The following is a 17,515-nucleotide window of genomic DNA, read 5'->3' as shown; positions in this document are numbered from 1 at the left end:
CCACCGCCTTAGGACGAACCTTATGAGTGCGAGGCCGGACCGTCCGGCTCGCGCCGCAAGGAGCACGAACGATGCACCCGGACATCCTCAAGGCCCTCATGGACGAGCGTGACCGTGAGGCGCGCGAGGTCGAGCAGCCCCGCCGCCTGCTGCGCCGCCGCGCCCGGTGAACCTCCCGAAGTCTGTGCGCCCACGCTGAGCCCCGCCTGAACAGGCGCCCTCCATCCAGGCGGGGCTCGACGCGGGCGCACAGGCCGCCGCCGCGAGAGCGCGCCACCGGTCCGGCGGTGTGCGCGACCGCGGTCGGGGCGTGTCTGCCGGCTCCGCCGGCAGACACGCCCTAGGCGAATTCGGTGGGAGGCAGCAGCGGGCCGCCGGCGATCAGGTCGGCGGCCCGTTCCGCCACCGCGATCGTCGGGGCGTTGGTGTTGCCCCGGGGCACCGCCGGCATGACCGACGCGTCGACGACGCGCAGGCCGTCGACGCCGCGCACCCGGAGTTCGGGGTCGCAGACCGAGTCGTCGGCACCGCCCATCGCGCACGTGCTCGTGGGGTGGTAGAGCGTGACGACCTGCCGGCGGACCCACTCGGCGAGGTCCTCGGCGTCCTCTCCGGGGGCGTACTCCCCACCCACGATCCGGGCCAGCGGGCCGGTCGCCGCGATCTCCCGGGCCTGCCGGACGCCCGCCAGGAGAACCTCGAGATCGGCGTCATCGCCCAGGTAGTTCGGGTCGATGAGCGGCTTCCACCGCGGGTCGGCGGACCGCAGCCTCACGCTCCCCCGGCTTGCCACGGCGACGGTCGTGGCGAACACCGACATGGCGCGCTTGTTCGCGTCGGTGAGGCCCTGGTCCAGGTACGGCGTGGGGAGCACGTGGTACTGCAGGTCCGGGGCGGGCAGGTCGGGCCGGGTCCGTACGAAGCCGCCGCCCTCGGCGACGTTCGAGGCGTACGGGCCGCGCCCCAGCGTCTGGTACAGCATGAGGCTGCGCAGGTTGACGCCCTCCCACAGCGCCTTCTTGCTCGGGGTGTGCCACATGACGGGCACCATCGGATGGTCCTGCAGACCGGTGCCCACGGCGGGCAGGTCCACGACGACGTCGATGCCGAGCGAGCGCAGGTGGTCGGCCGGCCCCACGCCGGACAGCATGAGGAGCTGCGGCGAGTTGACCGCGCCCCCGGACAGGATCACCTCCCGCCGTGCGACGGCCCGCTGCTCCGTCCCGCCGCGCAGGTACGCGACCCCGGTGGCCCGCCCGTCCTCGATGACCACGCGGGTGACGAGCGCGTCGGTCGCCACGGTGAGGTTCGGCCGCTCCGCGGCGCGGGACAGGTAGCCGTCCGCGGTCGACCAGCGGCGGCCCCGCCGCTGCGTCACCTGGTAGAAGCCGACCCCGTCCTGCTCGGCGCCGTTGAAGTCGTCGTTGGCGGCCAGGCCGAAGTCCGTCGCCGAGTCGATCCAGGTGCGGACCAGCGGATGCTTGAAGCGCAGGTCCTCGACGCGGAGCGGCCCGCCGGTGCCGTGGTAGTCGGACGCGCCGCGCTGCTGGTCCTCGGCGCGCATGAAGTACGGCAGCAGATCGGCGTACCCCCAGCCCTTGCAGCCGTACTCGTCCCGCCAGGTGTCGAAGTCGTGCCGGTGACCCCGGATGTAGATCATCGCGTTGGTCGACGAGCTGCCGCCGAGAGTGCGGCCGCGCGGCCAGTAGACGGTACGGCCGGCCGCGTTCGGCTGCGGGGCCGTTGTGTAGTCCCAGTCGTACTGGCTCTTGAACAGCGCCGCGACCCCGGCCGGAATGTGGATCTCTGGGGCGTCATCGGGCGGTCCGGCCTCCAGGAGGAGGACCTTCGTGCCGGGGTCCGCGGTCAGCCGATCGGCGAGCACGCAGCCCGCACTACCGGCGCCGACGATGACGTAGTCGTACACGGCCGCCTCCACGCCTCGAGAGCCTGCGCGAAACACTATCGATCAGTGGCGAACCGGAACAGTGGCCCGAATCACGTTCTAGTGCACGATTTCCGGCATCCCCGCAACGAGTCGACTAAGGATCGGCGCGACTACCTCGTAGCGCGCCAGATTAGGGATTTCCCGGCGCAGGCGGCGGGACGCGACGTACGGTAATCGCCGTGCAGCTTCGGTATGGGTTCCGCCTGTACCCGAACGGACCTCAGCGTGCGGCGCCGGCCAGGGCGTTCGGGAGCGCTCGCGTGGTGTTCAACGACGCGCTGCGCATCCGCAAGGACGCCCGCGTCCGTCGCACGGCCCCTCAGGCGACTCACTAGGGTGACGGCATGGCGAAAAAGCGCGACGACCAGCCCGTCGTCCTGTCGAAGATCTACACGCGGACCGGCGACGACGGCACGACCAACCTCGGCGACATGAGCCGTACGGCCAAGACCGACCCTCGGCTCGCGGCGTACGCCGACGTCGACGAGGCCAACAGCGCGATCGGCGTCGCGCTCGCCATGGGCGACCTGCCGGAGGACATCGCCACGCTGCTCACCCGGGTCCAGAACGACCTCTTCGACGTCGGCGCGGACCTGAGCACCCCGATCGTTCCCGACCCGAAGTTCCCGCCGCTGCGGGTCACCGAGGACTACATCACCCGGCTCGAGGCCGCGTGCGACGAGCACAACGCCGACCTGGCCACGCTGCGGAGCTTCATCCTGCCCGGCGGCACTCCGGGAGCGGCGCTGCTGCACGTCGCGCGCACGGTCGCGCGCCGCGCCGAGCGGACCACCTGGGCGGCGCTGACGGTCCACGAGGACATGAACCCGCTGACCGCGAAGTACCTCAACCGGCTGTCCGACCTGCTGTTCATCCTCGGCCGCAAGGCCAACGGCGACCGCGGCGACGTGCTGTGGAAGCCCGGCGGCGAGCGCTGAGCCGGTCGGCGTCCGGCGCCAGGTGATCGGCGAGCCCGGCGGAACGGCGCGTCAGGCGCTCAGGGTGCCCGACGGGGCGGCGCGTCAGGCGAGCGGGGTGCCGGGCGGGGCGGCCTCGAGCCAGGCGAGGAAGCCGGTCAGCGCCGCTCCGCTCATCGCCAGCTCGACGGTGCCGTTGCCGTCCTGGATCTCGAGGATGCCGGCGTCCGGCTGAAGGGCGGCCTCCTCCTCGGCCTCCGGCTTGCGGCGCCCGGAAACGACGAGGCCCCGGCGGTGTACGACCCGCCGGGGCCTCAGCCGAATGCCGAAAATCGCGAACCAGAGCAGCTCGTCACCGTTGTACCGACCGATGCCGAGCCGCCATACGCCACGGCCGTAGGGGTCGCGGAGGCTGCACTCGACCGTGCCGCCGCGGCGTTCGAGCAACCAACGCCGCAGCGACAACAGGGCGAACGCGGCGAGCACCGCCACCAGGACGACAGCGAGCAGCCCGCCGATGTCCCACGCCAGGTACTCGCCCACTCCCCCCTGCTTCCCCCACGAGTCCGGTGCCGGTCAGACCTCTTGGCCGGCGGCCCGCAGGCGCGCGCGGGCCCGCCGCTGCGCGACCGCGGCCTCCTCGCCCTCCAGGCCCGAGACCCGCTCGTACTCCGCGCGGGCGGCGTCGAGGTCGATCTCGCCGCCCAGCTCGGCGTACTCGGCGAGCACCGACACCTCGTCGGAGGCGACCGAGAAGAAACCGCCGGAGACCATCGCGGAGATGGTCTCCGACTCGTCGGCGGGCTTGATCCGCACGACACTGCCGTCCACCAGCAGGCCCAGGACCGGCGCGTGACCGGGCATGATGCCCATCTCACCCTCGATGGTCTTGGCAACGACCATATCGGCTTCGCCGGCCCAGATCTCACGCTCCGGTGAGACGAGCTCGACGTGCAGCTTTGCCACTTGCTCTCCTCCGAACGCGCGAAGCGTTACTTCTGCAGCTCCTGGGCCTTCTTCTCGGCCTGCTCGATGCCACCGACCATGAAGAACGCCTGCTCCGGGAGGTGGTCGTACTTGCCCTCGGCGATGGCCTTGAAGGACGCGACCGTGTCGCTCAGCGACACGTTCTCGCCCTGCTGGCCCGTGAAGGCCTCGGCCATGTACATCGGGTGCGACAGGAACCGCTCGATGCGGCGCGCGCGCTCGACCGTGACCTTGTCCTCTTCGGAGAGCTCGTCGATGCCCAGGAGTGAGATGATGTCCTGCAGCTCCTTGTAGCGCTGCAGGATCTGCTTCACGTGCTGGGCGGTGTCGTAGTGCTCCCGGCCGAGGATGACCGGGTCCATGATCCGCGACGTCGAGTCCAGCGGGTCCACCGCCGGGTAGATGCCCTTCTCCGTGATCGCACGGGAGAGCACCGTCGTGGCGTCGAGGTGCGCGAACGTGGTGTGCGGCGCCGGGTCGGTGATGTCGTCCGCGGGCACGTAGATCGCCTGCATCGAGGTGATCGAGTGACCACGGGTCGAGGTGATCCGCTCCTGCAGCTCGCCCATCTCGTCGGCGAGGGTCGGCTGGTAACCCACGGCGGACGGCATACGGCCGAGCAGCGTGGAGACCTCCGAACCCGCCTGGGTGAACCGGAAGATGTTGTCGATGAACAGCAGCACGTCCTGGTTCTGCACATCGCGGAAGTACTCCGCCATGGTCAGCGCGGACAGGGCCACCCGCAGACGGGTGCCCGGCGGCTCGTCCATCTGGCCGAAGACGAGCGCCGTGTCCTTGAGGACGTCGGCCTCCTTCATCTCCAGCAGCAGGTCGGTGCCCTCACGGGTGCGCTCGCCGACGCCCGCGAACACCGAGGTACCACGGTGGTTACGGGCGACACGGGTGATCATCTCCTGGATGAGCACCGTCTTGCCCACACCGGCGCCGCCGAACAGGCCGATCTTGCCGCCCTTGACGTACGGAGTGAGCAGGTCGATGACCTTGATGCCCGTCTCGAGGATCTCGGTCTTGCTCTCGAGCTGGTCGAACGCCGGCGCGTGCCGGTGGATCGGCCAGCGCTCGGTGACCTCCAGCGTCGAGGACGGGACGTCGAGGGACTCGCCGATGGTGTTGAAGACGTGGCCCTTGACGCCGTCGCCGACCGGCACCGAGATCGCGGCGCCGGTGTCGACCACCGGCGCGCCGCGGACGACGCCGTCGGTGGGCTGCAGCGAGATGGCGCGGACCATGTTGTCGCCGATGTGCTGGGCGACCTCGAGGGTCAGCGTCCGGGTCTCACCGCCGATCGTGACCTCGATCTGCAGCGCGTTGTAGATTTCCGGCATCGTATCGACGGAGAACTCCACGTCGATGACGGCGCCGGTGACGCGGGCGACGCGGCCCGTCGCCGTGGCTGTTTCTACCGAAGCAGTCATGGTGACTCTCACTCACTCCCCGCGGAGCTCTCGGCGAGCGCGTTCGCGCCACCGACGATCTCGCTGATTTCCTGCGTGATCTCGGCCTGACGGGCCTGGTTCGCGACCCGCGTCAGGTTCTCGATCACATCGTTGGCGTTGTCGGTCGCCGACTTCATCGCCCGCCGCCGCTGCGCGTGCTCGGAGGCGGCCGCCTGGAGCAGCATGTGCCAGATCCGGCTCTCGATGTAGTTCGGCAGGAGGGCGTCGAGCACGGCGTCCGCGGAGGGCTCGAACTCGTACGCCGGAAGCACGCCCTGGCTCTGCTCCTCCGGGGCCTGCTCGGACTCCTCGATCTCCAGCGGCAGCAGCCGGCGGACCTGCGCCGTCTGCGTCAGCATCGACACGAACTCGGTGTAGACGACATGGATCTCGGCGACGCCGCCCTCGTCGGCCGGCTTCTCGAACTCACGGACGAGAGCACGGCCGATGGTCTCGGCGTTCTCGAACCGCGGGTTGTCGCTGAAGCCGGTCCACTCCCCGGCGAACTCGCGCTCGCGGAAGCGGTACCAGCCGACGCCCTTGCGCCCGACGATATACGGGATGGGCTCCTTGCCCTGCTCCCGCAGCATCGTCATCAGGCCTTCCGCCTCGCGGATGACGTTCGCGTTGTAACCGCCGGCGAACCCGCGGTCACTCGTGATGATCAGCACCGCGGCGCGCTTGCTGTCGGTCCGCTCGGTCAGCAGCGGGTGGCCGACACCGACGTTGTGGCTGACCAGCGCGGAGATGGCGCGCGTGATCTGCCGGGCGTACGGCCCCGACTCCCGCACCCGCTGCTGTGCCTTGACGATCCGCGACGAGGCGATGAGCTCCTGCGCGCGCGTGATCTTCGCCATCGACCTCGTCGTGGCGATACGGCGCCGGATCGTCCGAAGCTGGGCACCCATGCCTTACTTCTTCCTTACGCGGGTGATCTTCTCCTGCTCGACGTCACCCTCATCGATGGCCTCGACCGGCTGCTCCTGGACGAGCAGGCCGTGGTTCGTGGTCTCGAAGCCCTTCTTGAACTCCGCGATGGCGTCCTTCAGGGTCGACTGGGCGTCGTCGCCGAACTGGCCGGTCTCCCGGATGCCGTCCAGCAGACCCGACTGGTTGCGCTTCACGTAGTCGAGCAGCTCGGCCTCGAACCGGCGGATGTCCTCGATCGGCACGTCGTCGAGCTCGCCGTTCGTGCCCGACCAGATGGAGACGACCTGCTGCTCCATCGGGAACGGGTTGTTCTGCGGCTGCTTGAGCAGCTCGACCAGGCGGGCGCCGCGGTCCAGCTGGGCGCGCGACGCGGCGTCCAGGTCGGACGCGAACGCGGCGAACGCCTCCAGGTCGCGGAACTGCGACAGGAACAGCTTCAGGTTGCTGGTCGCCTTGCGCATCGCCTTGGTCATCGCGGCGCCGCCGACGCGGGACACCGAGATACCGACGTTGATGGCCGGCCGGACGCCCTGGTTGAACAGGTCCGTCTCCAGGAAGACCTGGCCGTCGGTGATCGAGATGACGTTCGTCGGGATGTACGCCGAGACGTCGTTGCCCTTGGTCTCGATGATCGGCAGACCCGTCATCGAGCCGGCGCCCATGTCGTCCGACAGCTTCGCGCACCGCTCCAGCAGCCGCGAGTGCAGGTAGAACACGTCACCGGGGTAGGCCTCGCGGCCCGGCGGACGGCGCAGCAGCAGCGAGATCGCGCGGTACGACTCGGCCTGCTTGGACAGGTCGTCGAACACGATCAGGACGTGCTTGCCCTCGTACATCCAGTGCTGGCCGATGGCCGAGCCGGTGTAGGGGGCGATGTACTTGTAGCCTGCGGGGTCGGACGCCGGAGCGGCCACGATCGTGGTGTACTCCAGGGCGCCGGCCGCCTCGAGGGTGGCCCGCACCTGCGCGATCGTCGAGCCCTTCTGGCCGACCGCGACGTAGATGCAGCGGACCTGCTTGCTCGGGTCGCCGCTCTCCCACGCCTGCTTCTGGTTCAGGATCGTGTCGATCGCGACGGTGGTCTTGCCGGTCTGCCGGTCACCGATGATCAGCTGCCGCTGGCCGCGGCCGATCGGCGTCAGCGCGTCGATCGCCTTGATGCCGGTCTGCAGCGGCTCGCCCACCGGCTGGCGCTGCATGACGCCTGGCGCCTGCAGCTCCAGCTCGCGGCGGCCGGTCGTCTCGATCGCGCCCTTGCCGTCGATCGGGTTCCCCAGCGAGTCCACGACGCGGCCGAGGTAGCCGTCGCCGATGGGGACCGACAGGACCTCGCCGGTCCGCTTGACCTGCTGGCCCTCCTCGATCTTGGAGAAGTCGCCCAGGATGACGACACCGATCTGGCGAACGTCCAGGTTCAGCGCGATGCCGCGCGTGCCGTCCTCGAACTCAAGGAGCTCGTTCGCCATGGCCGAGGGCAGGCCCTCGACGAAGGCGATGCCGTCGAAGCACTCGACGACGGTCCCGACCTCCTCGCGCGCGGCGGTCTCCGGCTCGTAGGCCTGGACGAAGCGCTCGAGCGCGCCCCGGATCTCCTCCGGCCGGATCGTCAGCTCCGCCATGTCTTCTTCGTCTCTCTCCGTGAGTCCGATGCTTGGTTCAGCTCGACCGTTCGATTCGCCGGCGGACGTCTTCCAGCCGGCGAGCGATGGTGCCGTCGATTTCCTCGTCCCCGATCTGGACGGAAATACCACCCAAAACGGAGGGGTCGACCTCAATGTTCAAGTGAACGTCGCGGCCGTACTGCGCCGACAGCGCGGCCGTCAGCCGCGTCTTCCGCGCCTCGTCGAGCTCGACCGCCGTGCGGACCACCGCGACCAGCCGGTTGCGGCGCTCGGCGACGATCCGTCCGTAGCCCTCGAGCGCTCGCTCCAGACTACGTCCTCGGGGATGTGCCACAGCCTCGCTGACCAGCCGCAACGTCGCCGCCGCAGTCTTGCCCTCCAGCAGCGTGGTGACCAGCTCGACCTTGCGCTCGGCCGGCACCCGCCGGTCCACCAGCGCGCCCCGCAGCTCCGGCTGCCCCTCGACGATCCGTCCGAACCGGAAGAGCTCGTCTTCCACGTCGTCGATCCGCGACTGCGCCTCGGCGGCGGCCGCGACGGCGGTCACCGCGAGCTCCTCGACCGCGTCGGCGAGCTCGGTGGACCGCGCCCACCGCAGCCGTACGACGTCGCCGATGAAGTCACGGACCGCCGGGGCGACCTTGCCGTCGAGCACGGCCGTGGCCAGCCCGGCCCGCCGGTCGGCCGGCTGGGCCGGGTCCGACAGGGCCCGGCGCAGCACGTGCTCCCGGTCGAGCAGGTGCACCACGGCGAACAGCTCGTCGCCGAACGCCGCCGGGTCACCAGCGGTGGACAGGACGGCCTCGAGCCGCTCCCTGGCCTCGACGAACGAGGCCCTGCTCGCGCCGATCATTTCTTACGCCCCCGCCCGCGCACGGTCCTCGAGCTCGTCGAGGAAGCGGTCGACGGTGCCGCGACGCCGGGCCTCGTCCTCGAGGGACTCGCCGACGATGCGGCCGGCCAGCTCGATCGCGAGCTCCCCGATCTCCGTACGGAGCTGGGTGAACGCCTGCTGCCGGTCGGCGTCGATCTGGGTGTGCGCCTGGTCGACGAGCCGCTGTGCCTCGGCCTGCGCCTGGTCGCGCAGCTCCGCGATGATCTGCGCCCCCTGCTCGCGCGCCTCCTCGCGGATCCGTGCGGCCTCCTGCCGGGCCTCGGCCAGCTGCGTCTGGTACTGCTCGAGCGTCCGCTGGGCCTCGGACTGCGCCTCCTCGGCCCGCTTGATCCCACCCTCGATCGCGTCAGTGCGCTCCTCGAGCGCCTTCTGGATGCGCGGGATGAGAACCTTGCCGAGGAAGAACAGCACGACGAGGAACGAGAAGATGCCAACGATCATCTCGGCCGCGTCAGGGAAGAGCGGGTTGGGGTTCTTGCTCTCCGCCGCTAGCAGCCCCGCGTGTTGCGCCAGGTACATGGCGTGCACAGCCTTCCGTAAAAAGTCTTGGTCAGTAGACGAACGGCATGACCAGACCGATCAGGGCGAGCGCCTCGGAGAAGGCGAAGCCCAGGATCATGTTCTGGCGAATGACGTTGGTCATCTCGGGCTGACGGGCCATGGCCTGTACGCCCTGGCCGAAGACGATGCCGACGCCGATGCCCGGGCCGATGGCCGCGAGGCCGTACCCGATCGACTTGAGACCGTGGTTGATGTCGACGGCGGCGGCGAGGAGGTTCGTCATTCCTTTTCCTTTTCACTCGGCCGGTGGGGCTCCCCACCGGTCAGGTCTTGGGGTTTTCGGGTTGCTATCAGTGGTCGGCGTACAGACCGGCGCTGATGTAGAACGCCGCGAGCAGTGCGAAGACGTACGCTTGCACCGCCTGCACGAACAGCTCGAAGGCCGTCATGAAGATCGTCAGGATGACGCCGAGAATGCCGACCGGGGCGCCCAGCGGGGTCAGCTTCTCGAAGAGGAAGTGAAAGCCTACCGTCGCGAACAGCGCGACCAGGAGATGGCCGGCGAACATGTTCGCGAAGAGCCGGACCGCGTGGGTGAACGGCCGCAGCAGGAAGGTCGAGGCGAACTCGATCGGGATGACCAGGATGTAGAGCGGCCACGGCAGGTCCGGCGGCATCGTCGCGTTCTTGAGCAGGCCGAAGAAGCCCTGGTGCTTGACGCCGACGACCCAGAAGGTCGCGTAGACCAGCAGGGCGAGGACCATGGGGAACGCGATTCGCGAGTTCACCGGGAACTGCGCGATCGGGATCACCGACATGAGGTTGCCGAGCCAGACGAAGAAGAACAGCGGCACCAGCAGCCGCATCCACTTCTCGGCGTCCTTGCCCAGGAACGGCCGGGCGATCTCGTCCCGGACGAACATGTAGAGGACCTCGCCGACGTTCTGCGCGCCGCGGGGCACCAGCTTGGGCTTGGCGAAGGCGGCCCAGAAGAACGCGACGATGACGATCGCCACGATCAGGCACAGGACGATCGGCTTGGCCACGGCGAACGGGCCGATGTGGAAGAGCGGCTTCCACTGGAAGAGGCCGAGGCCCGGGGCCTCGTCTTGGAAGTCCTTGGCGAGGAGGTGCGGCGCACTCACCCGGCGATCCTTTCGCAGTCGTAGCTCATCAAGGCGGCAACCTTGCTGTCGTCTCGGTGGGCTACGGCTCCGCAGGCCCTACTCAGCGGCCGTAGCGGGCGTAGACCAGGTAGCTCGCGAAGACGAGGCCGAATACCAGCCCGATGGGAAGCAGGGCCGGGACGTGGAGCCAGCGTGCGAGCAGCCACCCCGCTCCGCCGTAGACCAGCATGCCGCCCAGCAGGGTTGCGGGCGCCGCTGACATGTCGTTGGCGAACTTGCGGTTGTCTGCATCGCTGGGCTGACGCCCATCCCCGGTCATCGCGTCTCGGACGATAGCAGGCCACCTCCCGCGTAGTCATATTGGAGTAGTCCATTGTCATCATGCGCCCGACTTGCCCTGGCTCTGCGACCGGGGGGCGGGTTCGACATACGGGGCCTTCACCTTGAGGGTCGCGTTCGTCTCGGCCGCGAGCCAGACGACCGTGAGGGCGATCACCGTCCAGCCGAAGGCACGAGCGTTCCACAGGGTCACGTCTTTCAACGCGATGACCAGGCCCAGCACCACGATGAATTTCACGAGGAAGCTGAACAGGCCGGCCATCAGGACCATCTGTTCGGAAATTTTCGTGACATAGCTGACGACGACCACGCCGAGGGTGAAGAATGCAAGCACCACGACGGTCCCGAGCGCGGAGCCCAGGGCTCCCTTACCGCCGGCGAAGAGCAGGCCGGCGATGATCGCTACCAGGCCGACGAGGCCGGTCGGGATCGCGGCGCCACGGAGGATCCGGGCGTCGTTGGAGTGCATGAGTGCTCCGAGTGTTCACGGTGGGTGTTCGGTTGCCCGCTCGTGAAAGGTATCACAAGCTTCTCACTGGTCGGAATGACCTACCAAGTAATGGTAAAGTCCGCAGCTCACGCGGCCTGCCGAGGACGCTTGTCCGAGGGAGTTTCCTCGCCCGTCCGGTGTCGCCGTCCGTGCGGGCGTAGCTGCGGGAACGCCATCACCACGAGTGCGGCGATCGCGACGACGGTCGCGGCGGCCAGCACGAGCAGCGGCGACTTGGCGGCGGACAGCGCGACCACTCCGAAGGAGAACAGCGCCGTCCAGAGGTACATCACCAGCGCGGCGCCCCGGTGCGAGTGACCGAGGTTCAGCAGCCGGTGGTGCATGTGCTTCTTGTCCGGCGCGAACGGCGACCGCCCGCCGTACGTCCGGCGGACCACCGCCATCAGCATGTCGGCGTAGGGGACGACGAGGATCGCCACCGGCAGCAGCGGCAGCAGCGTCGGGAACCGGTTGATCGACCCCTTCAGGGCCACCGGGTCGAACCCCGACACGGTGATCATGGACGTGGCCAGCATCAGCCCGATCAGCATGGAGCCGGTGTCGCCCATGAAGATCCGCGCCGGGCTGAAGTTGTGCGGGAGGAACCCGACGCACATCCCGGCCAGCACCGCCGCGATCAGCGCCGGGGCGCTCTGGTGATCGAGGTGCGCGACGACGGTGACCAGATAGGCGTACACGAAGAAGGCGAGTGCCGAGACGCCCACGATGCCCGCGGCCAGCCCGTCGAGCCCGTCGATGAAGTTCACCGCGTTGATCGTCGCGACCACGACGAGGATCGTGACCGGCACGCCGTACGACGGCGGCAGCGCGAGGGTCGCGCCGGGCAGCGGGATCCACAGCAGCTGGACACCGTTCATGATGAGCAGCCCGGCCGCCGCGACCTGGCCGGCCATCTTGGTCAGCGCGTCGATCTCCCAGCGGTCGTCGGCGATGCCCACCACGACCAGCAGCCCACCGGCCGACAACAGGCCGACCCACGTGGGGCTCTCGGTGAAGACGTCGCGCATGTGCGGCAGCCGTGAGGCCATCAGGAGCGCGGCGCACATCCCGAAGAACATCGCCAGGCCGCCGATGCGCGGCGTGGGGATGGCGTGCACGTCCCGGTCGCGCACCGGCGTCATCGCCTTGAAGGCGATTGCGAACTTCCGCACCAGGGGAACGAGAAGGTAGGTGACGATCGCCGCCGTCAGGAACGTGAGGATGTACTCCCGCACCGCCCGCCTCCCTCCACCGTCCACCGAGCCCGCCGTGCGGGACCCAACTCTATTCCCGATGACCAAGCGGCGATGGTCACTCGCACCGTCCCGGCGAGGCACGTCGGCCTGGCCCGGGCAGGTTCCATGGCAGGACCGCGTTATCCATCCCTGAGTGTGCCGATGATCACACAACCGTCCGGGCCGCCTGCTATAGGTTCGTCTCCGCTCCGCTACGATCATCGCCCCACCGCGGCGACGTCTCCTGCTGAGGTCAGACGCCCGAGACCCCGCGCTGGTTCGGCTCCCGGCGATTCACCGACGGCCGGAATGCACGAAAGAAGGACCCTAGACCCCGCCCCCGACATTCCTCTCTACCGGCCTCAGGTCATGCGTCACGCATGCCCGTTAGATGTCGGTAGCCCCCCATCGGTTCCAGTCCTTTCCCGGCCACAAAATCACCCGAAAAACCGGCACATCGCATTCTTCGGAAGTGCTACGGTCCTTCCCGTTCATCCAATCTCCGAACACGGAGGATCAATGCGTCGCATTGCGACTCTTGTCGCCACGGGGGCCGTCGCAGCCGCTGCCGCCATCGCCCTCGCCGCCGGACCGGCGAGCGCCGACACCAAGAGCATGGAAAGCGTCGGCAGCAAGGCGGAGCTCCTGAAGGCCGGCAGCCAGCCGCAGGTCAGCGCCACCGCCGTCGCCACTCCCTACTCCTGGGCGACCAGCGGAAGTTCCGGTGTAACGGGGGCCGCGGCGAAGGGCCGCTGGGGCCACTACACCTCCAAGGGCAAGAAGAAGATCAAGATCACCATCACGCTGAAGGACACCGCCCCGAGGGACGGCAAGTACGCGGGCTTCGAGGTCAAGAATCCCAACACGGGCGTGATTCACAAGTACTACGCGACCGCCGCCTACGCCACCGGGACGAAGTACTACTTCGGCACCTACGTGTACGTCCGCGAAGCACTGGTCGGCTCGGACGGGTCGTTCACGCCCGCTAAGGGCTGGAAGAAGGTCGGCTGACCTTTCGCCGTCTGACGGGCTCCGCGGCGCGGCGGGGCCCGTCTTCTTTTATGCCCGGCGAACTCAACGAGTGCTAACATCCCCGTCCGGCACGCCCAAAAGCGATCCTGGAGGGATCAATGCGGCGAATCGCGACGGCCACCCTCGCAGCCGGCGTCATCATCACGACGTTCGCCCTGACCACGACGCCCGCGGACGCGGCGGTCGGCTTCTGGCGCACCGTCGGCCTGTCCGGGGTCGACGCCTTCGGTTTCTACAACACCGAGGCGTCGAAGGTGACGCTGACCTTCGACCTGAAGGACACGAAGAAGGACGGCTACAGCGCCGCCCTCCGCTTCACCTTCACCGGCACGAAGAAGCAGAAGGACGACGTACGGGTCGTCGCGCTCACGGGCGACCAGGTCCAGGACAAGTGGCAGACCGTCACGTCGGCCCGGATCAAGCACATGTACGTCCAGGAGTGCCGCGGCACCTGGAGCAAGGGCAAGTTCACGACCAAGAAGTGCGGCGCCTGGCGCCAGCACTACTGACCCTTCCCAGCGCTCCGTCTCTCCTGTTCGAGCTGGACAGGATCACTCCCCCTCGCTGGAGGACCTTCGCCGCCGAGGTGACCTTGCCGTGGACCAGAAGTTACCAAGATCCCTGGCGTTCGCTGCTCTTAGAGAGCAGTGAACGCCAGGGATCAGGTGTGGGGGCGACTAGATCGCCGACGACGACGCCGACCAGATGACAGGTCCGCGCTTCCGGCACGGATGAGACATCGCCGGTCTTGCCCCCGAGCATGGTGGGGCAAGACCGGTTCTCGTCGCTGGATGCGCGAAGACCGGATGGGCTGGTCAGTGCCGAGGATTGTTGTCGCTACCACGACAGAAATCCTCGGCGAGATCCGGGCTCAGCGGTCGGTGGGCGCGTCCTTGTCGGCGTTCGTGTGGTCTGCGGAGGCAGGGGGCTTCGCGTCCGTCTCGGGCAGCGGCGGACGGGCGTTCTGCGGGTCCTCAGCGAGCTTCGCGGCGTCCTTGTGGTCGTCGTCGGCCGGCGGCTCCGGGGTCGGGTCGTCCTCGTCGCTGAGGAGGACGCCGCAGACCTCGCGGAGGCGCTCCTCTGAGATGGCGCCCGCCCGCAGCAGGCGCGGGACCGCGCCCGTCAGGTCGACGATCGACGAGGGCATGTCGTCGCCGCTCGGGCCGTCGTCCAGGTAGACCGAGACGGAGTCGCCGAGCTGGGTCTCCGCCTCCTCGGCCGTGCGCGACGGGGCGGCGCCGGAGCGGTTGGCGCTGCTGACCGCCATCGGGCCGGTCTCCTTCAGCAGCTCCAGGGCGAGCTGGTGCAGCGGCATCCGGATCGCGACGGTGCCCTTGGTGTCGCCGAGGTCCCAGGCGAGGGTGGTGTTGGCGCGGCACACGATCGTCAGCGCGCCGGGCCAGAACTCGTCGATCAGATCCTGGCCGTACGTGCCGAGGTCGTCGACCAGCGCCTGCGCGGCGCGCACCGACCCGACGAGCACAGGGGACGGCATGTCGCGGCCGCGGCCCTTCGCGTCGAGGAGCGCGGTCACCGCGCTCGGCGTGAACGCGTCCGCGCCGATCCCGTACACCGTGTCGGTGGGCAGGACCACCAGCTCACCACGGCGGACGGCCGAGACGGCGTCCGCGATCCCCTTCGTCCGCTCCAGCGGCTCCGAGCAGTCGTATCGTCGGCTCACGCCCGCCATTCTTCCACCGCCGCGCACCCGCCCGGACAGGGATCACCCGTTCCGGCAGCGGATCACTCGATCACGATCAGGCGGCCTCGATCAACGCCACCCTGGCCGTCGACGGATCCGGAACCGCCTCCCCCGCTTCGCGCAGGCCCGCGAGATGGAACTCAATGGCCTCCCGCATCAGAGAGATGGTCTCCTCTTCGGTCTCTCCGACGGCGACGCATCCCGGCAGGTCCGGAGCGTATGCACCGTAGCCGCCGTCCTCGGCGCGCTCGACGACCACCGCATACCTGCTCGTCACGGCCTCCTCACTCCAGCCTGCTTCAGGATGCTCTGCTCGGTCCCCGGGGGCAAGGTACATGGCGCAATCATCGCGACACGGTGCGTCACCGCACGTGGGAAGTTCGCGAGAACTGTGGATATCGAGGAGGTCAGTCGGTGCCGAGGCGGGCGGTTACGAAGCGGTCGCGGCCGGTGAGGTCCTTGTGGTTGCGGACGTCGCGCCAGCCGAGCTCCTCGGCGAAGATCCAGTAGACCGGGTGGCCCTGGAGGTCGCTGTGCTCGACGGCGACCCAGCCGCCCGGGCGCAGCAGACGCCGGGCCGTACGCTCGACGACGCGGACGGCGTCGAGGCCGTCGTCTCCCCCGCCCCACAACGCCGCGGCCGGGTCGAAGTCGCGGACATCCTCCGGGACGTACTCCCACTCCGACATCGGGATGTACGGCGGGTTGCTCACGACCAGGTCGACCGCGCCGTCGAACTCGTGCAGCGCGTCGCCGAAGTCGCCGAGGTGCAGCCGGACGCGGCCGCGCTCGTCGAGGTCCTCGACGTTGCGGGTGGCGTGGACGTACGCCTTCGGGTCCTTCTCCACGCCGTGCACCCGTGCGCGCGGGACCTCCTGGGCGATGGACAGCGCGATCGCGGCCGAGCCGGTGCCGAAGTCGACCACGAGAGGGTCGCCGACGTCCATCTTGTGGAGCGTGTCGATGGCCCAGCCGGCGAGGACCTCGGTCTCCGGGCGGGGCACGAACACGCCCGGCCCGACCTTCAGCTCGAGGTAGCGGAAGAACGCCCGGCCGGTGATGTGCTGCAGCGGCTCGCCCGCCTCACGCCGCGCGATGCCCTCCCAGAACCGCGCGTCGAAGGCGGCGTCGGGCACGGTGTGCAGCTCGGCGCGCTTGACGCCGTGCACGAATGCCGCCAGCTCCTCGGCGTCGGCGCGCGGCGACGGAACCCCCGCGGCGGCCAGGCGCGCCGTCGCACGGGCGATCTCGTCGGACAACAGGTGGGTCATGTGGCTTCGGCGAGTCTTTGCTCCATGTCGGCGTCGACGAGGGCCTGGGTGACGTTGTGCAGGTCTCCGTCGAGTACCTGGTCGAGGTTATATGCCTTGTAGCCCACGCGGTGGTCGGAGATGCGATTCTCCGGAAAGTTGTAGGTGCGAACCCGCTCGGAACGGTCGACGGTGCGCACCTGGCTCTTGCGCTCGGCCGACGCGGCGGCCTCGGCCTCCTCCTGGGCGACCGCCAGCATCCGGGCGCGCAGGATGCGCAGGGCCTGCTCCTTGTTCTGGAGCTGGCTCTTCTCGTTCTGGCAGGACACGACGATGCCGGTGGGCAGGTGGGTGATCCGGACGGCCGAGTCGGTCGTGTTGACGCTCTGGCCGCCGGGGCCGCTGGAGCGGAAGACGTCGATGCGCAGGTCGTTCGGGTCGATCTGGACGTCGATGTCCTCGGCCTCGGGCATGACGAACACGCCGGCGGCGCTGGTGTGGATGCGGCCCTGCGACTCGGTGGCGGGGACGCGCTGGACGCGGTGCACGCCGCCCTCGTACTTCAGGCGGGCCCAGACGCCGTCCTCGGTGCCCCGGGACTTCACGGCGACCGTGACGTCCTTGTACCCGCCGAGGTCGGAGTGCTGGGCGTCGATGATCTCGGTCTTCCAGCCGACGCGCTCGGCGTAGCGGAGGTACATCCGCAGCAGGTCGCCGGCGAAGAGCGCGGACTCCTCGCCGCCCTCCCCCGCCTTGATCTCGAGGATGATGTCCTTGTCGTCGTTGGGGTCGCGCGGCACGAGCAGGCGCCGCAGCGTCTCCTCGAGCTCGTCGATGCGCTTGTCGAGGTCGGCCGCCTCCTCGGCGAAGACGGGGTCCTCGGCGGCCAGTTCGCGCGCGGCGGCCGCGTCGTCCTGGGCGGCCCGCAGGTCACGGGCGGTCTCGACGATCGGCCGCAGCTCGGCGTAGCGCTTGCCCAGCCGGCGCGCCGTCGCCTGGTCGGCGTGTACGGCCGGATCGGCGAGCCGCTTTTCGATGTCGGCGTACTCGCCGACGAGATCGTCGAGATTCACGTCAGGTCCT

General features: G+C 69.1%; 21 protein-coding genes. 4 read left to right on the top strand and 17 right to left on the bottom strand.

The features are described from left to right. Positions 1-340 precede the first annotated feature (340 nt). Positions 341-1,939 carry a GMC family oxidoreductase N-terminal domain-containing protein gene (locus AB0L00_RS05295; RefSeq protein ID WP_364428604.1) on the bottom strand — a complete coding sequence of 533 codons (1,599 nt, stop codon included), beginning with the start codon at positions 1,937-1,939 and terminating at the stop codon, positions 341-343. Between the two features lie 188 nt (positions 1,940-2,127). On the opposite strand from AB0L00_RS05295, the gene AB0L00_RS05290 reads away from it, so the two are divergent. After that, complete coding sequence (locus AB0L00_RS05290; RefSeq protein ID WP_364428602.1) at positions 2,128-2,283, top strand: helix-turn-helix domain-containing protein; 156 nt, start codon at positions 2,128-2,130, stop codon at positions 2,281-2,283. Positions 2,284-2,292: 9 nt separating this feature from the next. Beyond that, complete coding sequence (locus AB0L00_RS05285) at positions 2,293-2,886, top strand: cob(I)yrinic acid a,c-diamide adenosyltransferase (RefSeq protein ID WP_364428600.1); 594 nt, start codon at positions 2,293-2,295, stop codon at positions 2,884-2,886. Between the two features lie 84 nt (positions 2,887-2,970). On the opposite strand, the gene AB0L00_RS05280 is transcribed toward AB0L00_RS05285, so the two are convergent. The 12 genes from AB0L00_RS05280 to AB0L00_RS05225 all read right to left on the bottom strand — a co-directional run bounded on the left by AB0L00_RS05280 (position 2,971) and on the right by AB0L00_RS05225 (position 12,448). Then, on the bottom strand, positions 2,971-3,408 hold the full coding sequence (locus AB0L00_RS05280; protein WP_364428598.1) for a DUF2550 domain-containing protein: 438 nt from the start codon (positions 3,406-3,408) through the stop codon (positions 2,971-2,973). 33 nt (positions 3,409-3,441) lie between these two features. Next, on the bottom strand, positions 3,442-3,831 hold the full coding sequence (locus tag AB0L00_RS05275; RefSeq protein ID WP_252808340.1) for a F0F1 ATP synthase subunit epsilon: 390 nt from the start codon (positions 3,829-3,831) through the stop codon (positions 3,442-3,444). Positions 3,832-3,857: 26 nt separating this feature from the next. Next, a complete protein-coding gene (gene atpD, locus AB0L00_RS05270; RefSeq protein WP_364428595.1) occupies positions 3,858-5,288 on the bottom strand; it encodes a F0F1 ATP synthase subunit beta in 1,431 nt (476 codons plus the stop codon). Between the two features lie 8 nt (positions 5,289-5,296). Then, entirely contained in the window at positions 5,297-6,217 is a 921-nt protein-coding gene (locus tag AB0L00_RS05265; RefSeq protein WP_364428592.1) for a F0F1 ATP synthase subunit gamma, read from the bottom strand. A gap of 3 nt (positions 6,218-6,220) precedes the next feature. Continuing rightward, positions 6,221-7,858 (bottom strand): F0F1 ATP synthase subunit alpha, encoded by a 1,638-nt coding sequence (atpA, locus tag AB0L00_RS05260; RefSeq protein ID WP_364428589.1) that lies wholly within the window; start codon positions 7,856-7,858, stop codon positions 6,221-6,223. Between the two features lie 37 nt (positions 7,859-7,895). Then, the gene (locus AB0L00_RS05255) at positions 7,896-8,714 is read right to left on the bottom strand and encodes a F0F1 ATP synthase subunit delta (RefSeq protein ID WP_364428586.1); all 819 of its coding nucleotides are present in this window, start codon (positions 8,712-8,714) and stop codon (positions 7,896-7,898) included. Positions 8,715-8,717: 3 nt separating this feature from the next. Further along, positions 8,718-9,275, bottom strand: a complete 558-nt coding sequence (locus AB0L00_RS05250; RefSeq protein WP_364428583.1) for a F0F1 ATP synthase subunit B — start codon at positions 9,273-9,275, stop codon at positions 8,718-8,720. Between the two features lie 31 nt (positions 9,276-9,306). Then, a complete protein-coding gene (atpE, locus tag AB0L00_RS05245; protein ID WP_345360013.1) occupies positions 9,307-9,540 on the bottom strand; it encodes an ATP synthase F0 subunit C in 234 nt (77 codons plus the stop codon). 67 nt (positions 9,541-9,607) lie between these two features. Next, positions 9,608-10,402 carry a F0F1 ATP synthase subunit A gene (atpB, locus tag AB0L00_RS05240; protein WP_364428580.1) on the bottom strand — a complete coding sequence of 265 codons (795 nt, stop codon included), beginning with the start codon at positions 10,400-10,402 and terminating at the stop codon, positions 9,608-9,610. An 82-nt stretch (positions 10,403-10,484) separates the two neighbouring features. Beyond that, complete coding sequence (locus AB0L00_RS05235) at positions 10,485-10,646, bottom strand: hypothetical protein (protein WP_345360019.1); 162 nt, start codon at positions 10,644-10,646, stop codon at positions 10,485-10,487. Positions 10,647-10,763: 117 nt separating this feature from the next. Beyond that, on the bottom strand, positions 10,764-11,192 hold the full coding sequence (locus AB0L00_RS05230; protein WP_364428577.1) for a hypothetical protein: 429 nt from the start codon (positions 11,190-11,192) through the stop codon (positions 10,764-10,766). Positions 11,193-11,299: 107 nt separating this feature from the next. Next, positions 11,300-12,448: an MraY family glycosyltransferase gene (locus tag AB0L00_RS05225; protein ID WP_345360025.1), complete on the bottom strand. Its 1,149-nt coding sequence runs from the start codon at positions 12,446-12,448 to the stop codon at positions 11,300-11,302. A gap of 519 nt (positions 12,449-12,967) precedes the next feature. On the opposite strand from AB0L00_RS05225, the gene AB0L00_RS05220 reads away from it, so the two are divergent. After that, positions 12,968-13,459 carry a hypothetical protein gene (locus AB0L00_RS05220; protein ID WP_364428574.1) on the top strand — a complete coding sequence of 164 codons (492 nt, stop codon included), beginning with the start codon at positions 12,968-12,970 and terminating at the stop codon, positions 13,457-13,459. Between the two features lie 119 nt (positions 13,460-13,578). Further along, positions 13,579-13,989, top strand: a complete 411-nt coding sequence (locus AB0L00_RS05215) for a hypothetical protein (protein WP_364428571.1) — start codon at positions 13,579-13,581, stop codon at positions 13,987-13,989. A 362-nt stretch (positions 13,990-14,351) separates the two neighbouring features. Here the strand turns inward: AB0L00_RS05215 and AB0L00_RS05210 are convergent, their stop codons facing one another. The 4 genes from AB0L00_RS05210 to prfA all read right to left on the bottom strand — a co-directional run bounded on the left by AB0L00_RS05210 (position 14,352) and on the right by prfA (position 17,505). Beyond that, positions 14,352-15,161, bottom strand: a complete 810-nt coding sequence (locus AB0L00_RS05210; RefSeq protein ID WP_364428569.1) for an L-threonylcarbamoyladenylate synthase — start codon at positions 15,159-15,161, stop codon at positions 14,352-14,354. A 76-nt stretch (positions 15,162-15,237) separates the two neighbouring features. Then, positions 15,238-15,519 (bottom strand): type II toxin-antitoxin system HicB family antitoxin, encoded by a 282-nt coding sequence (locus AB0L00_RS05205; protein ID WP_364428566.1) that lies wholly within the window; start codon positions 15,517-15,519, stop codon positions 15,238-15,240. A gap of 70 nt (positions 15,520-15,589) precedes the next feature. Then, complete coding sequence (gene prmC / locus AB0L00_RS05200) at positions 15,590-16,453, bottom strand: peptide chain release factor N(5)-glutamine methyltransferase (protein WP_364428563.1); 864 nt, start codon at positions 16,451-16,453, stop codon at positions 15,590-15,592. After that, positions 16,450-17,505, bottom strand: coding sequence for a peptide chain release factor 1 (gene prfA / locus AB0L00_RS05195; RefSeq protein ID WP_364428560.1), 1,056 nt, complete (start codon positions 17,503-17,505; stop codon positions 16,450-16,452). The genes prmC and prfA overlap by 4 nt, the downstream gene beginning before the upstream one ends. Positions 17,506-17,515 lie beyond the last annotated feature (10 nt).

The sequence above is a fragment of the Actinoallomurus sp. NPDC052308 genome (assembly GCF_040679195.1).
GTDB classification, from domain to species: domain Bacteria; phylum Actinomycetota; class Actinomycetes; order Streptosporangiales; family Streptosporangiaceae; genus Actinoallomurus; species Actinoallomurus liliacearum.
This window is presented reverse-complemented; position numbering and strand designations above follow the sequence as displayed.